Origin of the sequence: Prevotella multiformis DSM 16608 (assembly GCF_000191065.1) — a bacterium.
Classification (GTDB): Bacteria; Bacteroidota; Bacteroidia; order Bacteroidales; family Bacteroidaceae; genus Prevotella; species Prevotella multiformis.
In genome coordinates this window covers 500,338-522,848 of sequence record NZ_GL872283.1, presented here as the reverse complement: position 1 = coordinate 522,848, position 22,511 = coordinate 500,338, and the positions used below count along the sequence as shown (strand labels likewise).

Annotated in this window: 17 protein-coding genes and 1 pseudogene; 9 read left to right on the top strand and 9 right to left on the bottom strand. The window is 52.6% G+C overall.

Annotation, left to right across the window (positions count from 1 at the left end; translation table 11 throughout):
* Position 1 precedes the first annotated feature (1 nt).
* The 8 genes and pseudogenes from HMPREF9141_RS07475 to dgt all read right to left on the bottom strand — a co-directional run bounded on the left by HMPREF9141_RS07475 (position 2) and on the right by dgt (position 10,799).
* A complete protein-coding gene (locus HMPREF9141_RS07475; RefSeq protein WP_007368033.1) occupies positions 2-346 on the bottom strand; it encodes an ISAon1 family transposase N-terminal region protein in 345 nt (114 codons plus the stop codon).
* 28 nt (positions 347-374) lie between these two features.
* Positions 375-1,331 (bottom strand): phospholipase effector Tle1 domain-containing protein, encoded by a 957-nt coding sequence (locus HMPREF9141_RS07470; protein ID WP_007368032.1) that lies wholly within the window; start codon positions 1,329-1,331, stop codon positions 375-377.
* Positions 1,332-1,347: 16 nt separating this feature from the next.
* Positions 1,348-2,487, bottom strand: a complete 1,140-nt coding sequence (locus tag HMPREF9141_RS07465) for a DUF2931 family protein (protein ID WP_007368031.1) — start codon at positions 2,485-2,487, stop codon at positions 1,348-1,350.
* A 4-nt stretch (positions 2,488-2,491) separates the two neighbouring features.
* Positions 2,492-3,793 (bottom strand): annotated as a pseudogene (locus tag HMPREF9141_RS13875) (phage baseplate assembly protein V); the annotation flags it as partial.
* A 38-nt stretch (positions 3,794-3,831) separates the two neighbouring features.
* Positions 3,832-4,455, bottom strand: a complete 624-nt coding sequence (locus HMPREF9141_RS07455; RefSeq protein ID WP_257009584.1) for an FG-GAP repeat protein — start codon at positions 4,453-4,455, stop codon at positions 3,832-3,834.
* Between the two features lie 246 nt (positions 4,456-4,701).
* The gene (locus tag HMPREF9141_RS07450) at positions 4,702-8,082 is read right to left on the bottom strand and encodes a DEAD/DEAH box helicase (RefSeq protein WP_007368028.1); all 3,381 of its coding nucleotides are present in this window, start codon (positions 8,080-8,082) and stop codon (positions 4,702-4,704) included.
* Positions 8,083-8,348: 266 nt separating this feature from the next.
* Complete coding sequence (locus tag HMPREF9141_RS07445; RefSeq protein WP_007368027.1) at positions 8,349-9,344, bottom strand: YqiA/YcfP family alpha/beta fold hydrolase; 996 nt, start codon at positions 9,342-9,344, stop codon at positions 8,349-8,351.
* Between the two features lie 117 nt (positions 9,345-9,461).
* On the bottom strand, positions 9,462-10,799 hold the full coding sequence (dgt, locus tag HMPREF9141_RS07440; RefSeq protein WP_007368026.1) for a dGTP triphosphohydrolase: 1,338 nt from the start codon (positions 10,797-10,799) through the stop codon (positions 9,462-9,464).
* A 163-nt stretch (positions 10,800-10,962) separates the two neighbouring features.
* Here dgt and dut point away from each other — a divergent pair, with 163 nt between their 5' ends.
* The 8 genes from dut (at position 10,963) to HMPREF9141_RS07405 (ending at position 20,696) form a co-directional block, all read left to right on the top strand.
* Complete coding sequence (dut, locus tag HMPREF9141_RS07435; protein ID WP_040554669.1) at positions 10,963-11,400, top strand: dUTP diphosphatase; 438 nt, start codon at positions 10,963-10,965, stop codon at positions 11,398-11,400.
* Between the two features lie 23 nt (positions 11,401-11,423).
* Positions 11,424-13,160: a tetratricopeptide repeat protein gene (locus tag HMPREF9141_RS07430; RefSeq protein WP_007368024.1), complete on the top strand. Its 1,737-nt coding sequence runs from the start codon at positions 11,424-11,426 to the stop codon at positions 13,158-13,160.
* On the top strand, positions 13,157-14,053 hold the full coding sequence (lolB1, locus tag HMPREF9141_RS07425; protein ID WP_007368023.1) for a lipoprotein insertase outer membrane protein LolB1: 897 nt from the start codon (positions 13,157-13,159) through the stop codon (positions 14,051-14,053). Before HMPREF9141_RS07430 ends, lolB1 begins: the two co-directional genes overlap by 4 nt.
* Positions 14,054-16,024, top strand: coding sequence for a murein hydrolase activator EnvC family protein (locus tag HMPREF9141_RS07420; protein ID WP_007368022.1), 1,971 nt, complete (start codon positions 14,054-14,056; stop codon positions 16,022-16,024). It begins immediately after the preceding gene.
* Positions 16,025-16,624: 600 nt separating this feature from the next.
* Positions 16,625-18,433 (top strand): AMP-dependent synthetase/ligase, encoded by a 1,809-nt coding sequence (locus tag HMPREF9141_RS07415; protein ID WP_007368021.1) that lies wholly within the window; start codon positions 16,625-16,627, stop codon positions 18,431-18,433.
* Positions 18,434-18,580: 147 nt separating this feature from the next.
* Positions 18,581-19,696 carry a peptide chain release factor 2 gene (prfB, locus tag HMPREF9141_RS07410; RefSeq protein ID WP_007368020.1) on the top strand — a complete coding sequence of 372 codons (1,116 nt, stop codon included), beginning with the start codon at positions 18,581-18,583 and terminating at the stop codon, positions 19,694-19,696.
* A 160-nt stretch (positions 19,697-19,856) separates the two neighbouring features.
* Entirely contained in the window at positions 19,857-19,997 is a 141-nt protein-coding gene (locus tag HMPREF9141_RS13590) for a hypothetical protein (RefSeq protein WP_007368019.1), read from the top strand.
* Between the two features lie 201 nt (positions 19,998-20,198).
* Complete coding sequence (locus tag HMPREF9141_RS07405; RefSeq protein ID WP_007368018.1) at positions 20,199-20,696, top strand: CYTH domain-containing protein; 498 nt, start codon at positions 20,199-20,201, stop codon at positions 20,694-20,696.
* Here HMPREF9141_RS07405 and HMPREF9141_RS07400 read toward each other — a convergent pair.
* Positions 20,656-21,048 carry a VanZ family protein gene (locus HMPREF9141_RS07400; RefSeq protein ID WP_174256068.1) on the bottom strand — a complete coding sequence of 131 codons (393 nt, stop codon included), beginning with the start codon at positions 21,046-21,048 and terminating at the stop codon, positions 20,656-20,658. The two genes, HMPREF9141_RS07405 and HMPREF9141_RS07400, sit on opposite strands and share 41 nt — an antisense overlap.
* A gap of 72 nt (positions 21,049-21,120) precedes the next feature.
* Between HMPREF9141_RS07400 and HMPREF9141_RS07395 the strand changes: the two genes are divergently transcribed.
* On the top strand, positions 21,121-22,482 hold the full coding sequence (locus HMPREF9141_RS07395) for a sodium-dependent transporter (RefSeq protein WP_007368016.1): 1,362 nt from the start codon (positions 21,121-21,123) through the stop codon (positions 22,480-22,482).
* Positions 22,483-22,511: the final 29 nt, after the last annotated feature.

The window sequence follows — 22,511 nt, the reverse complement described above, 5'->3', positions numbered from 1 at the left end:
TCTATTCTTTTAAAAAAGAAACGAACTCGGGGGATAGTCTACTGCCCTCAGCCGTCAAATCATCATATGAATAAGTAAATATCTCTCCGTTGGAACTGTCACGCCACTTGCGACGGCGAACATGGAGGTAAACTGCTTTGCCACGAAGGGGGAAGTCCTGAATTACACGCTCGCTGGTAAAACCATAACTGCTTACAGTGCCTAACTTATGGTCTGACTTTTCCATAAAGTTACGCTCGTCAAGCCAAAAATCAAACTGGGAAACACTCTCGTGAATATCGACAACACCAAAGTAGTCGGCAAGTACATCTGGAAAGATGCAACGTAATAGTTGGTCACTCTTCATGATGCAAAGGTAATAAATACTTATGAAATTATGCGCTTAAGAGGATAGGCTTGCAACTGGATTTTAGGACTGACCCGAACTTTATAGAATTCTCATCTGTTAAATCATATGTTGACGGCCATTTTTCCCATTCTTTCACATGTGTGTTAGTATTAAAATAATAGAGATAGTCAACCGCATCTTGATTGTAGCCTCCACCTATATCAGAATGTGCTCCAGGAAGGACTATCTCTATATAGTTTGAGCGTAATTTCTTACCTTTTTCCTTTATGCTTGTTACAGGGAAATGTTCTCTATACTCGTTCGCCGCTACAAGGTGTACTACTTTTTTAATATCAGATTGTAATTTTAGTTCAATGCCAGATAAAATACTATATTCAGATAAGACCGTGTCAAAGAGACCAAGAAAATTTATACTTATACGATAATTATTTAAAGCGGTTCCAAATTCTTCGTATAGTAGAGGAACTATATTCTGTGGACTAATAAAACGTCTCGCTTCTGCTGCACCACGACTAAAACCAAAAACATCCATTTTTATATTTACAATGGTATTTGGAGGATATTTGTCAGCTAATCTCTTGGTTATTATATTATTAGCCTTTCTAATTTTACTTCCCATACTTTCTATCCAATTACCAGATGCTGCCGAGGCTAGAGAATCTGCTGCGCCTATGGAATAATAAACTTCATTACCAGATTCATCTAATTTACATAAAGGTGAAACCGTTCCAGGTCCTTCTATATAAATTTTAAAATCATGCCCTTGGGTAAAGTATGTGTTATATAGTTTAGCGACATTTGTATAGTCCCCCCTATAACTATCATATAGATTAAAACCCTTATCGTTATATTTTTTGTTGGGATTTTTTACGGTAATCTGTATTATAAAAGTTATTTGATGTACCATCAAAGAATACACCAATATGAATATTAACACTTTTAGTTTTCTTGTCTTTGAGACTTGGAGAGCCATTTCTAACATAAACTTGTCCCATGTTTTATTCTCCTATAAAATTAAGAATATCATTACCATCTTGAGGATGATTATCATAAATTACAACCGCCTTGTCATCAGAGTCATTAACTCCTTGCTTAAAGACATGAATCTTTGTCTTTTCAAATTTATATTTCTTGTTGCCCGCTTCCAAATAGATATCGAACCAATTATTATATTTACTTACTTGAATGATAATTTTTCCTGGCTGAGTAGGATTGTTGCCATAAACATCCATAAATGCTTTCTTCACTTCTTCTTCATCAAAATAAAAATGTCCCGTATAGAGCATATCATCTGCAATCCATTGGAACTCTATCTTGTTGGGTCTTGAAGGCTGTTCAAAATATCCAGGGTCATCATGATTCAGTATCTCACCATTGGCAAAATTAATAATAAAATTCCCTTTGCGTAACTCTGTTTGCTTATTTTCAAATTGTATATCAAATTGATAGTTAAAACGCTGCGCATAAATTCCCCAGATTTTGTCATACTCTGATCCATGTTCGATAATGTAAGGTGTGTCATATCCATCGGCACAAAGACTATCAACAGTTTGATATGCATTATAAAAGTCTTCGCTGAATTCTTTAAGTGTCATGTGTATTTCTTCCCCCTTTAATGTATCGCAAATCAGCACCCTTCTTAAATTTCCTATTCCCAAGTATAGCCATAGATGTCCTCCTGGAAGAATTGTTACATCCAACTCGTTAAAATCCATATTACTTTCTCTCCAATGGCTATAAAATCCTTCCCTAAAGGCTTTTAGAAGTTTGTTTTGTATTTGTTGGGAAAATTTGATATTTGCCCTATAAATCTTTTTATCTGCTATTGATACCCAAACCATGTCTATACCTTTGGGAATACTTACTTCACCAGTGGGTGGATTCACAGAATAAGTTGTTGCATTAACGTTTCCAAGTCCACGCAGAGTAGACTGATCTATTACATCTGTCGTCTCATTATTATCCCCATAATAAACTTTTGCATACTTTATTTGTGAGCAATAATGGACAGGGGATGAGATATAAAAATTCCAACTAAACTTTGTTCTCATGTCATTCTTTCCGTTTGATAAGCCCTTGCATGACAGTGTTGTCACGCAAAAGACCAAAATAAATAATACAGGATAAATCTTCTTCATATTCTTATTCTTTAGCTATATCCACATTGGTGCTGCTTTTAAGGTATAAATTATCTTGTGATGTAATTGTGGTGACCCCATACGATTCGTAAGTTGAGTCTTCACTTATTTTTGTTTTAACTGACTTCATAACGCTTAAGTTCATATTACCATAAATGTCGGTCGTTTGGTCACCACTAATAGTCGATTTGACATTTTCCATTATACTCAATACGGAACTTCCATTTATAGAAAGCGAAGAATCTTTTCCGATACTGACAGACGACTGTTCTCCCACCTGCATTGTGAAGTTCTTACCCACATTTACATTCATGTTCTCTGATGCATTGATGTTGACATTCTTTGTGTTGACATTTACTTCTTCGGCAGAAGATATGGTGATGGTGCCATTTAATTCGTCAATGAAGATTTTATTGGCACGAGTTGTTTGTAGAAGGATAGTGTGGGCGGTATCGTCAAAGGTGACGGTCGAACCGCTTCGGGTGGTAAGACTTTTCTTGTGGTTGGCAGCAAAGCCTCCGCTACCTGTAGTTCCGTTAAACAGGCTACCCATAACATATGGTCTTGCAGGGTCTCCATGACGGAAACCGAGGAGGACTTGGTCGCCTACCTCTGGGATAAATACAAAACCGCGATTGCTCCTTACGTCCTTACTGCTACCGCCATCTGGTGTCATCACACGCACCCACCCTGTCTGCATACCATCCGTTTGCCAATTCATACGCACGCGCACACGGCCTTTACCCTGTGGGTCAGCATTGCTAAGCACAGTTGCCATCTGTGTTTCTGCTAATGGCATACGAACCTTTGGACTTGGCAGTGCTTTTATCGTTGCAGGGATAGCCTTGAAGCGGTTTTTGTAGTAGCTTCCTTGGCTCACCTCATGGGTTATCTCGATAATGATAAAGTTACCCAAACTCTCTTCTGATAGGTCTCCTACACGTTCCAAGAATGAACTGTAGAGACTTATAACGGAACCTACACGCAGGATCGGTACCTGACTCTCAGCTGTGATATAATGTGTCTCAGCAGTCTCAGCAGCTTGCTTACGTCCCATGTAATTGATGAGCTCCGTTTCATTGCTGACACGTGGCAGTGCATGCTGTCGTGCGGGTTTTGAGAACATTCCCAGTGATGCACGGAAAGCCTCACCCGCAAGTTTGTCATGACCATATGCCAAGTCTGGCGTCATACGTTGCATCTCACGGTCAGCACCGGAGTGATAAGAGAACACCTGTTCTGAACGTGCCAATGTCTGTAACCCAATGTCAAGTGAAGACAGTGTTGTTCCATATTCTAATCTTAAAGTGTACTTTCTAACAAAACACAAGACACAGGCCGGGACTAACAGCTGAAGTCGTCATCTACCACGGCGGCTTTCCCAAGCTGCTGCCCGCCCTGCGCACAAGATGACAGAAACAGCACGACCCTGAGATTCTCATAATGTGCCGGTACCGAAAGAACCAGGTCCAGCTTCCCGTCACCATCCAGGTCGCCGGCAAAGAGAAGACGGAACCAAGCATCATCCACCTGCGCTTGCCGGACAATCCGCTCTCCGTTCAGCAGCAGACAGTAATTCTTGTAGATGTCCTCCCCTTTCGCCTTTGCCTCCAACTTGTAACGTTTCCCGGAAAAAGTGAAATTACGGACAGTACCGGGTTCAAGGTAAGAACTGTCTGAGAGTTCAACGTCGGCCACCTGTACCTTTCCCATTCTTATGGGCAGCTGATTGACAAACAGAATCGTTTTCCGCTTTCCCCGCAGGTCTGATGCCAAATCACCTGTACAGGGGTCTTCCTCTTTCCGAATTCGATAATGCGCCTTTCCAACGTAATAATCCTTTCCTTGCTGGTAAAGTTCAGCCCAGTCCCTGTCTATCAGCGTGTCCGGGTCACACAGGCGATAGAGGAAGGGTACAAGAATCTTATACGTAAGCGGCTTCGCTTTCACGGTTTCTGCAACCTCCATTTTCTTTGCGGAGACTGTATCTTTCCGCAATACCGGTTCCTCATGAACGCTGCTGACAGGTTTCCTGTCCGTACACGACAGGAGCATCACACAAAGAACCGGCAATAAGAAAAGTGTCTTTTTCCTCATCATAATCATACGCTTAACGCCTTCCGGCATACGACATCTTCCATCTAAACACATTGCAAAAATAATGTTTTTCCTTGTATATTACAACCTGCCGGCTGTACTTTTCCACATACCGTTTCAACAGCCGTCTTCGTAGTAGCCACCTTTTTCCTTGATGTAGTCGATGAGTTCTGCGAAGAGCGGGTTCTGTCTTAACGTTGCCTCATTGCCGGTAAGAACCAGCTGCTTGCGTGCCCGTGTGATGGCGACGTTCAGCTTCCGGTCGATGGGCTGGCCGTCCTCATAGAAAGTATTGGCGGTGAGGAAATCGAGCTGGTAACGGCTTTGAATCGTGAAGGAATAGAGGATGATGTCACGCTGGCTGCCCTGGTAGCGTTCGACCGTGTCGATGCTGATTTCTTCCAGTCCCGGGATGCCGAGTTTCTCGATTTCCTTGCGAATCATGGCTATCTGATTGCGGTAGGGAACGATGACTCCCACGGATTTCTGCGGATTGAAGTCGCTGCCGAGCTGCCGGTGCAGACGGCGGAGCAGATCGGCAATGATCCGTGCTTCTTCCGTGTTTACCTTTTCGGAAACATTCAGTTCCCGGCAGGGTTTTGAAGGAATGAAGATCATGCGATGGGTCTTCAAGATGTCGTCAGTCTCGTCTTCGCTTACTTCATGATAAGGCAAGGTCCGTTCCAGCTGATGCGCCAAGGGCACACATTCCAGTTGCTCTTTCGCATAGAACCTGCGGTTGGCAAAATCGGCAATTTCAGGGTGCATTCGTCCTTGTCTGTGCAGTGTGCCGATGAAGTCTGTGCGTCCTGCTGCCCGCTCTGTGAGGATGAGCCGCTCGAAGAGGGAGTTGGCGCAGGAGGTGAGGTGGATAGCTTCCAGTGTTTCGTCTTCGACAATCACTTCCGCATCACTCTGTTGCACAACCGCCGGCAGCTGTTTGTGGTCGCCGATCAGTATGAACTTCCGGATTGCCCGCTCTTCCCCGTGCCGGCTTGTCAGCAGCCCGATAATATTCGGTTCTAATATCTGACTCGCCTCGTCGATGACGGCGAGGTCAAACTGCTTGATGTTGAACAGGGCAGAACGGGAATTCATCGTTGAGGTGGTGGCTACCACAATCCGCGCATTCTCTAAGGTCGACCTGATGGTGTGAAGAGACGGGTTCCCGTCGATGACCTCCTGTAACAGATGGTCGCTGTATTCCGGGGAACAACTGAACTCATTACCCACGCGGATATAATCGAGCTTGTTCGCTGAAAGCATGTTGCAGATCTCGTCGACAGCACGATTTGTATAGGCCAGGAGAAGGATTGAACTTTGAGCCTTGGGCTTTGGGCTTTGAACATTATTACATTCTGCTAACTGTTCACGCACAAGGAACTGCAGTGCCTGTGAGGTCTTCCCCGTCCCCGGAGGACCGATGAGGAGAAAATAGTCCTGCGCCTGCTTTGCTTTCAGGAGAATCTCGTCATAACCGGGATGGTAACTGTGCGACAATCTCAAAGTCTTGTCCACACGTGGCGCACGCTGGCCGAGGAGCAGCCGGCGGCGGTCTGTTTCCGAAGTGATGAACGTGTAGAGGCTCCGGATGGCCGATGTGCCGCCGATGTCGCTTCCGGCATGTTCGATGGCGAAGCGTTCTCCGCTGATCAGGTCGGGGTTCTGCTGTCCGTCGCTGAGGTGTACGACGATCCGGTCGCTGTGTATCTCCTGCAGCGATCCCTTGAAGAGAATGCTTTTCCGCACGTCCGGTTCTTCGTTTTTCCTGTACGCATAGAGGTAGACCATGTCTCCTCTGCGGAAATTCGGCAGGAAGTCATCCCCCTGCCGGGGTATGCAGAGTGTCACCGTGTCGTAGCCGTTGGACGAAGTGCTGCGTTCTTTGCCCATGAGAGTCAGTTCTGTGTAGATGTTGCCTGTCTCTTTCTTCTCTGCCAGGGGCATGTTCCAGAGGTCGGCACAGCTGTTTCCCACGCCCTCCTGTGCTCCCACTTTCGATACAAGCTGTTCCTTGATGACGAAGGTCATCATACGCATGAAGTAGGCCCGTTCCAGACTGTCGAGCCGGTGGAGGGGTGCAAGCGTCTCCGTAAGCTGTGGCAGGAGGTATTCATGATAGAACCGGTCGTTCTGTTTCCCGGTGTTCAATGTCTGTGGGGTAAGCAGTGGCAGTATTCTGCCAAATCCGTTCTCTGCCATCCAGAACTCCGTCGCCACGGCCTGGTTGCGGAAGCGGATGGCCTCGTGCAGGAGCGATTGCAGCGGCTCCACCTCGAGCAGTCCGTCGGGCAGAGGATATTTCGAGTACATCAGCCGGATGTGTGCCTGTTTCGGGGTAAGGCGGAAGTTGTATTGCAGAATGCCGTAGTAGAGGAGCAGCTGTACATAATGTTTCTCCACATGGAGTGACCCGTGCGGATTCCGGAACTTGCGTTCGATAAAGATGTTCTTGCCCGACTTCTGTTCGACAAGCAGCTTCAGGTCGGTCGTCATCAGGTCCACACGTCCCTGTATGCCCAGCTGTTCGCAGACGAAAGACGGCTCGAGGATGGCTTTTCTACGGTCGAAAGTGCGGAAGATTTCATCCACAATGTCCTTGATGTTCTCCACCTGCCGTCCGGCCTCCTGCTTGAAGGCTGCGGCATCAAAGTCGGGGCAGGTGGCGAAGTCCAGTGCCTTCTCCCGGAAGTTGGAGCGGAAGGTGTCCTTGATGTCGTAGTGTCCGGGATGGTTGATGATGTCATCGAGTGCAGCCCCGGCGAAGTTACCCAGCACGGTGTATTTGTTGGCAGGCCGTGTACCGAGCCGGTTGACCGTGAAGAGCAGCGGGTGATGCCCGTAACTCTCAAAGCAGTTGGCGATGGCGGATATATCCAGCAGATAGTCGGGCTCTACGACGATGAGCCTTGGCACCACCTTCCGGTGTGTGACGGTGCAGTCGAGGAGGTTCAGCTGCATCCCCTCGCGCAGCAGCGGTCGCAGATAGCTGAAGTCGACATATTCCGGCGTGTCCGTATAGTCTACCGTCAGGAGCTTCTCACTGCAGTCCTGGTTGGTCACGGCCACCTGTATGGTCTTCTCGTTCCACTTCCTTACGATGCAGCGGATGTAACGGTAGTTTGCAATCTGTATGTGCTCCGTCATGCGTCCGTGTTCCGGTATCCTGCCGACAAGGAACGGGGGGACCGGCTCCTGTACGACGGCAGAGACGAAGAGAGCGAGGGCACGGCAGTCGTAAGCCACGTCGTCGGGCAGGACGGGTGCGCTGGAATTGCTGTGCCGGCGCATCTTCTGGATGGCGACGATGTCCTGTGGAGCTATGTTATGCTGCCGGCAGAGCGACTCTACCTGCGACGAGAGGTTGCCGAAACCGTGGCGGGTCTCCTTCAGTCCTTCGTGACAGGCGATGACGAGTGCCTCGTGCATGATGCGCGGCTGTGCTTCTGCCGGCGCTGAGAGGATGTCGGCGATGCGTGTGAAAAGTTCGTGTGCCATAGAAAAGTATCTCTCCGTCCTTCCCGAAGAAGAGGAGTTGAAATTATGCAGTGCGTGAGGACGGAATCTTTAGTGTATGTCCTGTGTGAAAGCTGTTGCCTTGAAACCGGGTCATTACAGATTGTCTTTGCAGTCAGACGGCACTTGTCCTGAATTATTTCCATGAAGAGAAGAATTTCTTTTCACGAAGAAAAACATTTCTTTTCATGAAGAAAAATATTTCTTTTCACGAAAATAATTCCGCAAAGATAGCTTTGCCCTGTTCTTTACTGTCCTCCCAGGCGTTCAAAGAAAGTGATGATTTCTTCCCAGGTCTTGAACTCATCGCTGCCGAAGTGCAGTGTTGTTCCGAGGAAGTCGTCGTTTCCGGTGCTGCTGATGAGGTAGTCGCCATAAAGAAGCTGTGGCTGGTTGGTGAAGACGACGTGATTCCATGCCGGCGTACTGAAGGTCTCTTCAATCCATTCCTGCTGTCTGGCAATGGCTTCCGGACTGTTCGTCGGGGCAGGACAGACGAAGAAGACGTTGTAGTTGTCGAGTAAGAACTCGTAGGCTTTGTGGAGGCTCGACTTCGGTTTTCCGTACCCGTCGGCAAGGGTGTTCTGGTCGATGAATACTGTCCGGCGTTCGCACCCCTCCTGACGGTCGTCAATCCATCGGACGACCGGCATGAGATAGTGGAAGATGGCCTTTTCTATGAGGCGGTGTTCTCCGTGGAAGCGGATGGCCTGCGGGTAATGCTCCCGGAACAGATCGAAGGTGTGTACGACGGAGTCGGCATCGCCGAAGAGCCCGAAGACGTGCTGCCGTTCCTCCTCGTTCACCTGTGAGAAGCATTGCTCCGTCATGTCCCTGTATTCCTTCACCAGTGCTTTGGTAACGATGACCTCCTGTACGCCGTCCTGCCGTTCGTTCTGGTAGACCTGTTTCCCCATCATATTGCTCTCGGTAAGGGTTGCTCCCATCTGGAAAGCAGGGTTTACGCAGATGCGGTCGATGCCATAGAGCATCTCCGTGTACATGCCTCCCATCGACGTGCCGATGATGAGGTCGGGCTTCTCTGTGCCGACGAGATTCCGCAGCAGTTCCATCGCCTCTTCGGGATGTATGGGGAGGTCGGGGGCGATGACGGTTGCCTGGGGCATGTAGTCGCGCAGAATCTGTGCGGTGTGGGTGGATCCGGCTGACATGAAGCCGTGAACGTAGATGATTTTCTTCCCAGCCATGAGGTCGGGGAAGGTTTTCTTATATTGATTTTCCATAAGCGGTGATAGGTGGTGATGGGCGGTGTGATAGGCGATGATGGGTGGTGATGAGTCTTACCCTGACTGGCTTCCGTCAGGCACTCCCCTCCTTCTAAGAGGCTGGGGGAGGCTTCACTATACCAGCGGCAGGCTGATTCCGTTTATCTTCTGATAGATGTCCAGAGCATAGATGTCCGTCATGCCGCTGATATAGTCGAGCACCGCCATGATGCGGGTCTCCTTGTCGGGACTCTGGATGTCGTACTGGCTGGAGAAGCGGTGGATGAGCTGCCGGCTGTGGAAATGGTCCGGCTCGACAGCTGCACCGATGAGGGCTTCCATGAGCGTCTCCATGATCTTGTAGCCTGACAGCTCGACGTCGAGAACGGCCTTGCTGCGGTAAATCTTGTCTTTGGACACCTCCGTACAGTGCCTGTAAGCCTGACAGGGCAGCTCGGAGATATGTTGGATGAGCGACCCCTCGAACGTCCCGTTGAGAATATCCTCCTCGCGTTCGACAAAGACCCTGACGCACTCTGCCTCCAGCAGGCCTACGGCACAGGCCCGGAAGTAAACCACCTGTTCGTTCCGGTCGGTCACCCCTTCCTCCTCTATCCGCCTGCGGATGCTCTGCTTCGCCTGCTCATCGAAAAAGCCGAGAAGCAGATCGGCGGTCTCCTCGAACGACAGGAGCTTGAGCTTGTGCGAATCCTCGATGTCCATGATTTCATAGCAGATATCGTCTGCTGCCTCCATCAGATAGGTCAGCGGATGTCGGACGTAGCAGATGCCTTCCGCCGAACCGTCTTTGCGGATGATGCCCAGTTCGTCTGCTATCTTCTGATACGTTTTCTCCTCCGTGGCAAAGAATCCGAACTTGCCGTGCTTCCCTGCATAGGAAGAGCTGAAGGGGTACTTCACAATGCTGGCCAGCGTACTGTAAGTCATGACGAATCCGCCCTCCCTTCTGCCCAGGAAACGGTGCGTGAGCAGACGGAAGGCGTTGGCGTTGCCCTCGAAGTGGGTGATGTCGTCCCAGAAGCGGCGGCTCACATCCTTCTCCAGACCGGCTCCCGGCCCTTCGATGAAGAATGCCTGGATGGCCTTCTCGCCGCTGTGACCGAACGGAGGATTCCCCATGTCGTGCGCATAGCAGGCTGTCTGTACGATCGTGCCGATCTCTTCGAAGAGCGTCCCGCGCAGCTCCGGATGGACTTCCGTCAGTTTCCGTGCTACGTCATCGCCCAGCGACTTGCCCAGTGAAGCCACCTCCAGCGAGTGGGTAAGGCGGTTGTGTACGAAGACGCTGCCCGGAAGCGGAAACACCTGGGTCTTGTTCTGCAGCCGCCGGAACGGTGCGGAATAAATCAGCCGGTCGCTGTCGCGTTTGAACTCGGAGCGGTCGTCGTGCCGCAGTGCGTGCCGGTCTTCCTGTCCGAGCCGCTTGTTGGAGATGAGTCGTTGCCAGTCCATAAGTGTTGGGTGTTGATGAATTGCCGACGGGGTGTCGGGTTGAGGCGGAATATTGAAAGCCACACGCAAAAGTAATTAAAATTGGCTAAAAACCATCTTTTTAGCCCGTATAAATATAGTTTTATGGTATTAATTGCTTAATTTTGCACCTTATTATATGACAATGATACGGATAAAAGTAATCAATAAAGGGCATCAGCAGCTTCCTGCCTATGCCACTTCACAGAGTGCGGGGATGGATCTCCGTGCCAATATCGACACCCCGATTGTATTGCAGCCCATGGAGCGGAGGCTCATTCCTACAGGACTTCACATCGCTCTTCCTGCCGGATTCGAGGCACAGGTGCGGCCACGCAGCGGACTGGCCCTGAAGCACGGGCTGACCGTCCTCAATTCTCCAGGCACGGTCGACGCCGATTACCGGGGAGAAATCATGGTGCTGCTCATCAACCTGTCCAATGCGCCTTTCACTGTCAACGACGGTGAACGCATCGCCCAGATGGTCATCGCACGCCACGAACAGGCGGCGTTTGCCGAGGTGGAAGAGCTGGACGAGACCGAACGGGGCGAAGGCGGCTACGGACATACAGGCCTGAAGTGAAGACAGAGAAAGGGATCCGATAAATGTTCGACAAGAATATACTGAACGTCAAAAAGACGCGCCGGCTTTTCCTCGTCCTGCTGCTGACGGGGGCTTCGCTGGCGGTGCAGGCCGACCGGAAGGACAGTCTGCAAAGCTATGATTACTTCTATCTGGAGGCTTTGCGGCAGCAGGACATGGGCAACCTGACAGCTGCCTTCGACCTCCTGTGCCATGCCCGTGACCTCAATCCGCTGGCGCCGGAGGTGTATTTCCAGCTGGCGGGCTATTATGTGGACATGAAGAACGACTCCCTGGCACGTGCATACTTCGAGAAGGCGGCGGCACTTGACCCGGACAACACGGCCTATCAGGAGAAGCTCGGACAGCTCTACGTGACGCAGAAAGATTATCCCGACGCCATCAGAGCCTATGAACGGCTCTATGATTCCAACAAGGCACGCACCGACGTGCTGCAGCTGCTCTACCAGCTCTACGGCTCGCAGAATGATTACCGGAAGATGATCAGTACGCTGGAACGGCTGGAGACCGTCGAAGGCAGCAACGAGCAGATCTCGCTCAGCAAGATGCAGATCTACGAGCAGCTGGGGGAGAAACGCAAGGAGTATGACGAACTGAAGTCGCTTGTCGACAGCCATCCACTCGACCTCAACTACCAGGTGATGTTCGGGAACTGGCTTCTGCAGAACGGCAAGAAGAAGGAAGCCCTGCAGAAATACCGCGACGTGCTGAAGGAAGATCCTGCCAACTCGCCCGCCCGGCTCTCGATGATGGATTACTACAACAGCATCGGCGACCAGCCGACTGTAAATGCCATCCGGCAGGAACTCCTGCAGTCGGCCAAGACGGAGCAGAATACAAAGGTGGAACTGCTGCGGCAGGTCATAGCAGCCAGTCAGAAAGACAACAACCCCGACAGCACGGAAGTCATGCGCCTCTTCTCCACGGCCCTGGCGACCCCGCAGGAAAATGCCGACATCCTCATGCTGAAAGCGGCCTACATGACACTCCGCAAAATGCCGAAGGCCGACATCAACCGGGTCTACGAACAGGCCATAGAAGCAGAACCCGACAATTCGAGGGCGAGGATCTTCCTCATCCAGAACATCTGGGAGACGGAGGACTACGACCGGGTGATCGCCATCTGCCGGCCGGCTCTGGAATACAATCCGGACGAGATGGCGTTCTATTACTTCCAGGGAATGGCGCAGTACCAGAAGCATGAGAATGATGCCGCCCTGGCGACATTCCGGAAAGGAGTCGACCAGATCAGACCCGACAGCAACCCCGACATCGTGTCGGACTTCTACGCCATCATGGGCGACATCCTCCACGAGAAAGGACGCAACGGAGAGGCCTTCCAGGCCTACGACAGCTGCCTGCAGTGGAAACCGGACAATACGGCGGCGCTGAACAACTATGCCTATTACCTCAGCGTGGAGAAAAAGAACCTCACGAAGGCCGAGCAGATGAGCTACAAGACCATCAAGGCCGAACCTTCCAACAGCACCTTCCTCGACACTTACGCATGGATTCTCTTCCAGGAGAAACGGTATGAGGAGGCGAAGATCTACATCGAGCAGGCCATCCGAAACGACTCGACACTCAGCGGGGTCGTCAAGGAACATGCCGGCGACATCTATGCGCAGACCGGCGACATGGAGAAGGCCCTCGAGTACTGGCGGCAGTCGCTCGAAGGGGGCAATGCGAGTGCCACACTGAAAAAGAAGATACAACTGAAAAAATACATAGCAGAATGAAAACGACAAAGATCTTGCTTGCCGGCATGACGGCTCTCCTACTGGCTTCATGCGGTACACATAAAACGCTGATGGAGCAGAAGCCCGCGCCCGGCGACACGCCCCGGCCGGCAGCGGACTCGACCAGCCATAAACTTTCCTACGTACAGCACATATCCGACAAGGCGCTTTATCAGAAGAATGTCGTGTCGAACCTTACTTTTACGGTCAACAACGGCCGCAAGGACATCACCGTTCCGGGCATTCTCCGTATGCGCAAGGACGAGGTCGTCCGTCTGCAGCTGCTCATTCCGATCCTCAGAAGCGAGATAGGACGCATCGAGTTCACAAAGGATTATGTCCTGTTCATCGACCGCATCCACAAGCAATACGTAAAGGCAGGCTACAACGATGTCGCCTTCCTGCGTGACAACGGCATCAGCTTCTACACGCTCCAGGCGCTTTTCTGGAATCAGCTGTTCATCCCCCGCCAGCAGAGAGTGAGCGAGGCCGATATGTCACAGTTCTCGGTCGACACCCATCGGCTGGAGGTTGACGGCAGTGCGAAAATCGTTCTGAGGGATGGCAAGATGACCTACAAGTGGGTCATACCGGCCCTATGGGATCAGATTGCACACACCGCAGTCTCTTACACCAGCCCCACCCACGGCACATCAGAACTTTCCTGGTTCTATGAAGATTTCAGACCCTTCGGCTCAAAGCAGTTCCCCGCCAGTCAGTCGGTAGAAATCCATACGCCGGCCATCGGTCAGCGGCCGGCGAAGACGCTCAAAGCCAGCTTTGAACTCGACGGCTTCAGCGACGCCGGCGACTGGGAGCCTTTCACAACTCCTTCGGACAAATACAAGAAAGTAAGCGTAGAGGAAATCCTCGGCAAACTAATGAACTTTTAAATGAAACGACTTTTTCTATCATTCCTGTTCTCGTCGATCGGGATGCTGACAGTCTTTGCACAGCATACGAAGAAGAACGGCGCAAAGCTGAAGACACCTGTCATCCAGCCCATACAGGCTCCCTCCACCGGCACCGGGAAAGGCGGGGCCGCACAGAAGAACGCACATAAAATAATGACCGGGATGCCGGCTTCCCGCCTCAAAGGGCAGCGGAAGACCGCCGGCAAGGAACAGCCACAGGCTAAAGGCAGGCAGGTACAGGTAAAAGGCCAACCGCAGGCAAAGCCCGTACAGGGCACACATGGGAAGACGGCAGGGCGCAATGTGCGTACCGGCAGGAAAGGTGCCAAAGCTCCGGCTTACGTGACCACGGAGGAAATCAAAGGCCTGCAGAAACAGAACCAGCAGCTGCAGAAGGAAATATCAGAACACGAGGAGGAAGTGAAGGTGAAGCAGAAGGATGTCGACAACCGCCTGCAGAAGATCGTCCGCCTCGATACGGAGATCGGACAGCACCAGAAGACCATCAACAACATCGCCACCGACATCAAGGGACTGGACACGAACATCGGCATCCTGAAGGGACAGCTCTCCTCCCTTGAAGCGCAGCTGGGCGAACGGCGCGCCCGCTTCATCCGCTCCATGCGCTACATGGCACGCCACCGCAGCATACAGGACAAGCTCATGTTCGTCTTCTCGGCCAAGAGCCTGACGCAGATGTACCGCCGCCTCCGCTTCGTGCGGGAGTATGCCGCCTACCAGCGGGCACAGGGCGAACAGCTCAAGGCCAAGCAGCAGCAGGTGGACCAGAAGCATACCCAGCTGAGACAGGTACGCGGCAACAAGAGCAGTCTGCTCTACAAGGACCGGCAGGTACACGCCCAGATGGAACGCAAGCGTGTCGAACAGCAGGCAGTCGTGGCCTCTCTGCAGAACGACCAGAAGGTGCTTCAGGGAGTAATCGCACAGCGCCGCCAGCAGCAGCAGGCACTGAATGCACAGATCGACCGCCTCATCCAGATAGAGATACAGAAGGCACGTGCCCGTGCCATCGCTGAAGCCAAGGCGCAGGCGGCGGCACGGGCGGCCGCTGCGAAGAAACGCGCAGAGGAGCTGGCCCGCAAGAAGGCGGCGGCCGAAGCGGCGGCACGCGAGAATGCGCGGCGCATCGCAGAGGCGAGGGCACGTGAGGAGAAAGCCAAGGCGGAGGCACGTGCGGCGGCAGAAGCGGCTGAGAAAGCACGCCAGGAAGCTGCGGCACGTGCCTCCGCAGCCCGCGCCGCAGCCGAAAAGGCACGGCAGGAGGCCTTGCAGAAGGAGCGTGCTGCCGCCCGTGAACGGGCCATCCGCAAGGCCGAACAACAGGAAGCTGCAGCCCGTGCCGACCAGGAGAGGGCAGAGGCAAAGGCCGCACAGGAGAAAGCACGTGCCGACCAGGCTGCCCGGGAGGCTGAGGCCACCCGTGTGGCGGCCGAGCGCAAGGCGGCGGCCGACCGGGAGCGGGCGACCCGTGAGGCAGCTGCTACAAGGGCTTCGGCGGCAGAGAGCAATGACATGCTCAGCTCTGCCGACCGTGCCATAACCGGCAGTTTCGCCAACAACCGCGGACGGCTGCCGATGCCGCTGTCGGGACACATCGTCAGCCATTTCGGCCAGTACAACGTTGCCGGCATGTCGAACATCCGCCTGAACAACGACGGCATCAACATCAAAGGCGCACCGGGAAGTGCTGTCCGCAGCGTCTTCATGGGCGAGGTGAGCGGTGTCTTCATGGCAGGCGGCATGAGCGTGGTGATGATCCGCCACGGTATCTACATCACCGTCTACGCCAACCTCGGTTCCGTCAGTGTCGGCAAGGGACAGAAAGTAGGCACAGGGCAGACCATCGGAACCGTCGGCAGGAGCGGCATTCTGCAGTTCCAGCTGCGCAAGGAGACGGCCAAGCTGAACCCGGAACAGTGGCTGCGCTGATCCGGCTGACACCTTATTATATATGGGAGGCCCGGAGAGGAGTGATGTGAAGACTCTTCTCCGGGCCTCGTCCTGTCATACGACTTCTGTCGCCCGCAATCCTCCGTCGGCAGAAATGACGGTTGTCTGTGAAGGTAAAAAAAGGATTCTGCGGAGAGGCCGTGGAATGCGGATGCCGACGGGCTTTCATGTCCGCAAAAAGCAGGTTTCGAGCTGTCTGATTTTCAGTTGGTTACAGACCCGTTGGAAAGAGGTGCCTGATTGCCGTGCAAACAAGGCCTGATTGAAGCCCAAGTGAGGCCTGATTGAAGTCCAAGTAAGGCTTGTTTGGAATCCGGGTGACGGCCGGTAGGATTCCGGAGGGAATCCGGTCAATTTCCAGACAGGAAGGAGTGCTCTGCGAAAGAACATTATTGTTCTTTTCTTCGCAATAGAACAAGAGGGAGGGAGAGAGGGAAATTGCAATTAAACACTTAAATTATTTTCTGTTTTGCAGATAAATGTTTATATTTGCAGAAATAAACTGCACCGGCAGGTTGAAAGCAAGTCTCTTTTGCCCTCTCCCATGTTTTTTTGCAGCATACATAAAACCAGAAAACAATGCAGACAAACAGTCATCTTTCTGTTCTTATTCACGAACAAGCCAAGAAATACGGATCGAAAACGGCACTGACTTTCCGCAGCTTCGGCAGTCTGAAGTGGAAGAATGTCTCATGGAACCAGTTTTCAATGCGGGTGAAGGAGGTTTCAAACGCCCTTTTGAACCTCGGAATGAAACCGCAGGAGACAATCGCAGTATTCGCACAGAACTGCATACAGTATCTTTACACTGACTTCGGTGCATACGGTGTCCGCGTAATCAGCATTCCCTTTTACGCCACCAGCTCAGAGCAGCAGATACAATACATGATCCAGAATGCAAGCGTAAGATTCCTTTTCGCAGGCGAACAGGAGCAGTATGACAAGGCGCACCGCGTCGCCGCGCTCTGTCCGACGCTGGAACGCATCATCGTCTTCGACCCGAGCGTGCGCATCAGCTCGCATGACCCCAACAGCATCTATTTCGAGGATTTCCTGAAGTTAGGAGAGGGACTGCCCCGGGAACCGGAAGTTGAGGAACGCTGGGCGGAAGCGAACGACGAGGACATTTGCAACATACTTTATACAAGCGGGACGACAGGCGAGAGCAAGGGCGTCTTGCTGACCTACAGGATGTACCGTGCCGCCCTGGAGGCGAACGGAAAATGTGTTGCAGTGAACGAAAACGACCGCATCATCAATTTCCTGCCTTTCACGCACGTCTTCGAACGCGGATGGTCCTACCTTGCCCTCTCGGAGGGTGCGCAGATGATTGTGAACACTTATCCGAAGGAGATCCAGCAGAGCATGCGGGAGACGCATCCGACGTGCATGTCGGCCGTACCCCGATTCTGGGAGAAGGTCTTTGTAGCCGTCAAAGAACGCATGGACAATTCCAGCGCCGTCCAGCGCAAGCTCTTCTATCACGCTCTGGGTGTCGGAAGGAAACGCAACGTACAGTATCTGGCACGAGGGAGACGTGTCCCGCTGGCACTGGAGATGGAGTACAAAGTCGTCAACAGGACGATATTGAGCCTCGTCCGCAAACAGCTGGGACTGGAACATCCGAACATCTTCCCGACAGCGGGTGCCTACGTTTCACCGGAGGTCGAGGAGTTCGTACACAGCATCGGCCTGAACATGATCGTCGGCTACGGTCTGACGGAAAGTCTGGCCACGGTCAGCTGCGACCGTCTGGGCGAGCCTTACACCATCGGTTCTGTAGGACGGCCGATAGACAGCATCGAGATCAAAATCAGTGATACGGGAGAAGTGATGCTGAAAGGACCGACGATCACGCCGGGCTATTTCCGCCGTGAAACAACGAATGCGGAGTCTTTCGACAAGGACGGCTTCTTCCATACAGGTGACGCCGGTTACCTGAAGGACGGAGAGCTGTTCCTGAAGGAGCGCATCAAAGACCTCTTCAAGACCTCCAACGGCAAGTACGTGGCACCGCAGATGGTGGAAGGAATGCTGCTGGTGGACAAGTTCATCGAGCAGGTCTCCGTCATCGCCGACCAGCGGAAGTTCGTCTCTGCACTGATCGTTCCGGAATACAGCGTGCTGGAAGAATGGGCCAAGGAGAACCATATCGGCTTCAAGGACCGGGAAGATCTGTGCCGGAACAGGCAGGTCAATGCAATGATGCGTGAGCGCATCGACACCTTGCAGCAGCGGCTCGCACCCTACGAGCAGATCAAGCGTTTCACCCTCCTTCCGCATCATTTCTCGATGGAGAGCGGTGAGCTGACGAATACGCTGAAACTGAAGCGTTCGGTGGTCAACCGCCGTTACCAGGACGTGATTGACAAGATGTATGAGGAATAAGCGAAAGGGTGGATGGCCAGCCGGACGCGTCAACGGAGCTCTTCTGAGACAGTATTACCGCTGTTGACAGTCCCCGCCAGTCTTGCTAGTCCTGCTAGCCTCGGCAGGAGCCGCCCCCGCATACACCGATAAAAGAAAAAAGAAACAATGATAACAGCAGACCAGCTAAAAGACATCCAAGTGCGTACCGACGCACTGCACCGCTATCTTGACATCGACAGGAAGCGGATAGAATTTGAAGAAGAACAGCTCCGCACACAGGCTCCCGACTTCTGGGACGACCCGAAGCGCGCACAGGAGCAGATGAAGAAAGTCAAGGAAATAGAAAAGTGGATCAAAGGCTACGATGAGGCGCGGTCGCTGACAGACGAGGCACAGCTCGCATTTGATTTCTACAAGGACGAACTCGTCACGGAGGAAGAGGTCGATACGGCTTACGACAAGGCGTTCAAGGTGATCGAAGACCTGGAGCTCAAGAATATGCTGCGCCAGGAGGAAGACCCGATGGAGTGCGTGATGAAGATCAACTCCGGTGCCGGCGGCACGGAGAGCCAGGACTGGGCATCCATGCTCATGCGGATGTATATGCGCTGGGGGGAGGCGCACGGCTACAAGGTGACCGTCTCCGACATCCAGGAAGGGGACGAGGCCGGCATCAAGAGCGTGACGATGAAGTTCGAGGGCGGAGAATACGCCTACGGCTATCTGAAGAGCGAGAACGGCGTACACCGTCTGGTCCGCGTCAGTCCGTTCAATGCACAAGGCAAGCGCATGACGAGTTTCGCCAGCGTTTTCGTCACGCCGCTGGTGGACGATACCATCGAGGTATATGTCGATCCGGCACGTGTCAGCTGGGACACTTTCCGATCGAGCGGTGCCGGCGGACAGAATGTCAACAAGGTGGAGTCGGGTGTCCGCCTGCGTTACCAGTATGAAGATCCGGACACAGGAGAGCAGGAAGAAATCCTCATCGAGAATACGGAAACGCGCGACCAGCCCAAGAACCGTGCCAAGGCCATGCAGCTTCTGAAGTCTCAGCTCTACGACCGTGCGATGAAGAAACGCATGGAGGAGCAGGCGAAGATTGAGGCCGGAAAGAAAAAGATCGAGTGGGGCAGCCAGATCCGCAGCTACGTCTTCGACGACCGGCGGGTGAAGGATCACCGCACCAATTACCAGACATCGGACGTGGATGGCGTGATGGACGGCAAGATTGACGCCTTCATCAAGGCTTACCTGATGGAGTTCCCGTCAGAAGAGTAGCCCTCTCTCTCCGACCCTCTGAAGGAGGGGAGCGGCTGCAGAAGCCGGTTGGCCCAAGGCTCATCACACCCACGGCCTCCCCCTCCCCCCGGAGGGGATGAGGAGGTCATCATCACCGCTCATCGCCTAAAAAGAATCAACCTTTTAAAAAAATATAACTATGAGTGAAAGAAGCAAACTGAACCGCAAAGCACGGGAACAGAAACAGGAAAAACAGGCAAAACGTGTCATCTTCTGGATCGGTGCAGTGCTGATCCTATTGGCGATAGCATACGTAATCGTGGCGACCGCAACCATCTGACCCCGCAAAAGAAGCTGTCCGGCTACTGCTGCCGGAACACCTCCCTGAAGAAACAGCCGCCTGGCTGCTACGACAGGCAGCATATATTCGCATGGGGGACAACGGCAACCAACTGCCGCGACAGCACACCTCCACAACGGAAGGAGGCGGCATCCATCAGAAGGAGGAGATTGTCAGAACACATTAACAAGAAAGCAACCGATGAGTGGATTGGAGATAGAAAGGAAATTCCTGGTACATAAAAGGATGGACTGGAAACGGCTGGCAAGCAGCAGCAGCCATATACAACAGGGCTATTTCGCCGCCGTCAACACTGTCCGCATCCGCATCCGGGATGACAGGGGCTACCTGACCATCAAGGGGCCGTCCCGTGACGGCGGTCTGTCACGATACGAATTCGAGAAGGAGATAACGCTTGAGGAGGCACGGAAGCTTATGCAGCTGTGTGAGCCGGGCGTGATAGACAAGCACAGGTATCTCGTCCCTTTCGGCGGACATATCTTCGAAGTGGATGAGTTCCATGGTGACAACGACGGGCTCGTCATGGCCGAAGTGGAACTGGGCAGTGAGGAAGAAGTCTTTGAAAAACCCGACTTCATCGGTACGGAAGTGACCGGGAACCGGCATTTCTACAACTCCTACATGCGGAGAAATCCGTTCAGGACCTGGCGCGACAGCGTGCCAGAAGAATACCGATAGCCAAGGCTATCGTCGAGCCTGCCGCATCTGCGAGGAAGTCGAGCCACTCTCCGCTGCGCCGTCCCCCCGTACAGCTGGCCTGGAGGATTTCGATAAGTCCGCCCATGACGACCGGCATGAACCATGCCCAGACTGCAAGGAAGCGGGAGCCGGCGGGCTTGACCCTGTACAGGTATTCGAGGCTGATGGTCAGACTCAACACCAGGTACATCACACTGTGCGTCCACTTGTCAATGAACCTGACCTCGCTCAAAGGAGTCTCCGGAATGTCCATGAAACACAACACCCAGATACCTGCAATGATGATACAGCTGAATGGGAACCGGATTAAGATATGCCGATATAATTTCATATTTTACTTCTGATCTGATACAAAAGTAGATATTTTTTTGTAATTTTGCGTATCTATCCAAAGTAAATTTACATGGTTCAACAAAAAAGAGCAAAGTTCGGAAGTAAAATAGGAATGATTCTTGCCACAGCAGGCGGCACCGTCGGTCTGGGCAATGTGTGGCGTTTTCCTTATATGACAGGGCAGAACGGCGGTGCGGCCTTCATCCTTATCTATATCGGCTGCATCCTGCTGCTGGGACTGCCGTGCATGGTCAGCGAGTTCATCATCGGCCGTCATGCAGCCTCGAACACGGCACGTGCCTATACGAAGCTGTCCAACGGGACGGCCTGGAAATGGGTAGGCTACCTGGGAGTCCTCACAGGCTTTCTCATCACCGGTTACTATGCCGTTGTCTCCGGCTGGTGTCTACAATACGGTCTGGCCTCCGTCATGAATCACCTGCACGGGTCACCGGCCTATTTCCAGTCCTATTTCTCAGGCTTCTCCACCAGTCCGTGGAAGCCGGTGCTGTGGACAGCCGCCATCCTCCTCATCACCCATTACGTCATCATCCACGGAGTGCGGAACGGTATAGAGCGTGCCTCGAAGATCATGATGCCCGCCCTTTTCCTGCTGCTGCTTGCCATCGTCGTTGCGTCCTGCCTGCTTCCGGGAGCGGGAAAGGGAATCGAGTTCCTCCTGAAGCCCGACTTCAGCAAGGTCACGGGCGATGTCTTCCTGGGCGCTCTGGGGCAGTCGTTCTATTCCATGAGCATTGCGATGGGCTGTATCTGCACCTATGCGTCATATTACAGCCGCCATACCAGACTGCTGAACTCGGCCGTACAGATCGGCTTCATCGACACCGTCGTCGCCATCCTTGCCGGCCTGATGATTTTCCCGGCAGCCTTCTCCGTGGGGGTAAGACCCGACAGCGGGCCTTCGCTCATCTTCATCACGTTGCCGAATGTCTTTGAACAGGCTTTTGCCGGCATGCCTGTCGCGGGCTACGTCATCTCCCTGTCGTTCTATCTGCTTCTGTCCATGGCCGCCCTAACCTCCCTCATCTCCCTGCACGAAGTGAGCACGGCCTTCTTCCAGGAGGAGCTGCACATCAGCCGCCCCCGCGCAGCACTGATCGTCACCGCCTGCTGCACCGTCATCGGAGCAGTGTGCTCTCTGTCCCTGGGCGACTGGAGCTTCCTCAAGTTAGCGGGTACAGACCTCTTTGACGTATTCGACTTCGTGACCGGACAGATTTTCCTTCCCGTCGGCGGTCTTCTTACCTGCCTGTTCATCGGCTGGTACGTACCGAAACAGCTGGTCAGGGATGAGTTCACCAACTGGGGAACAGCCCGCAGCCCATTCTTCGGGACATACTATTTCCTGATCCGCTTCATCTGTCCGGTAGCCATCCTTGCCATCTTCCTGCATCAGCTGGGCGTATTCTGAAACTCCCTCCCCCCTCCTCTGAGAGGGGA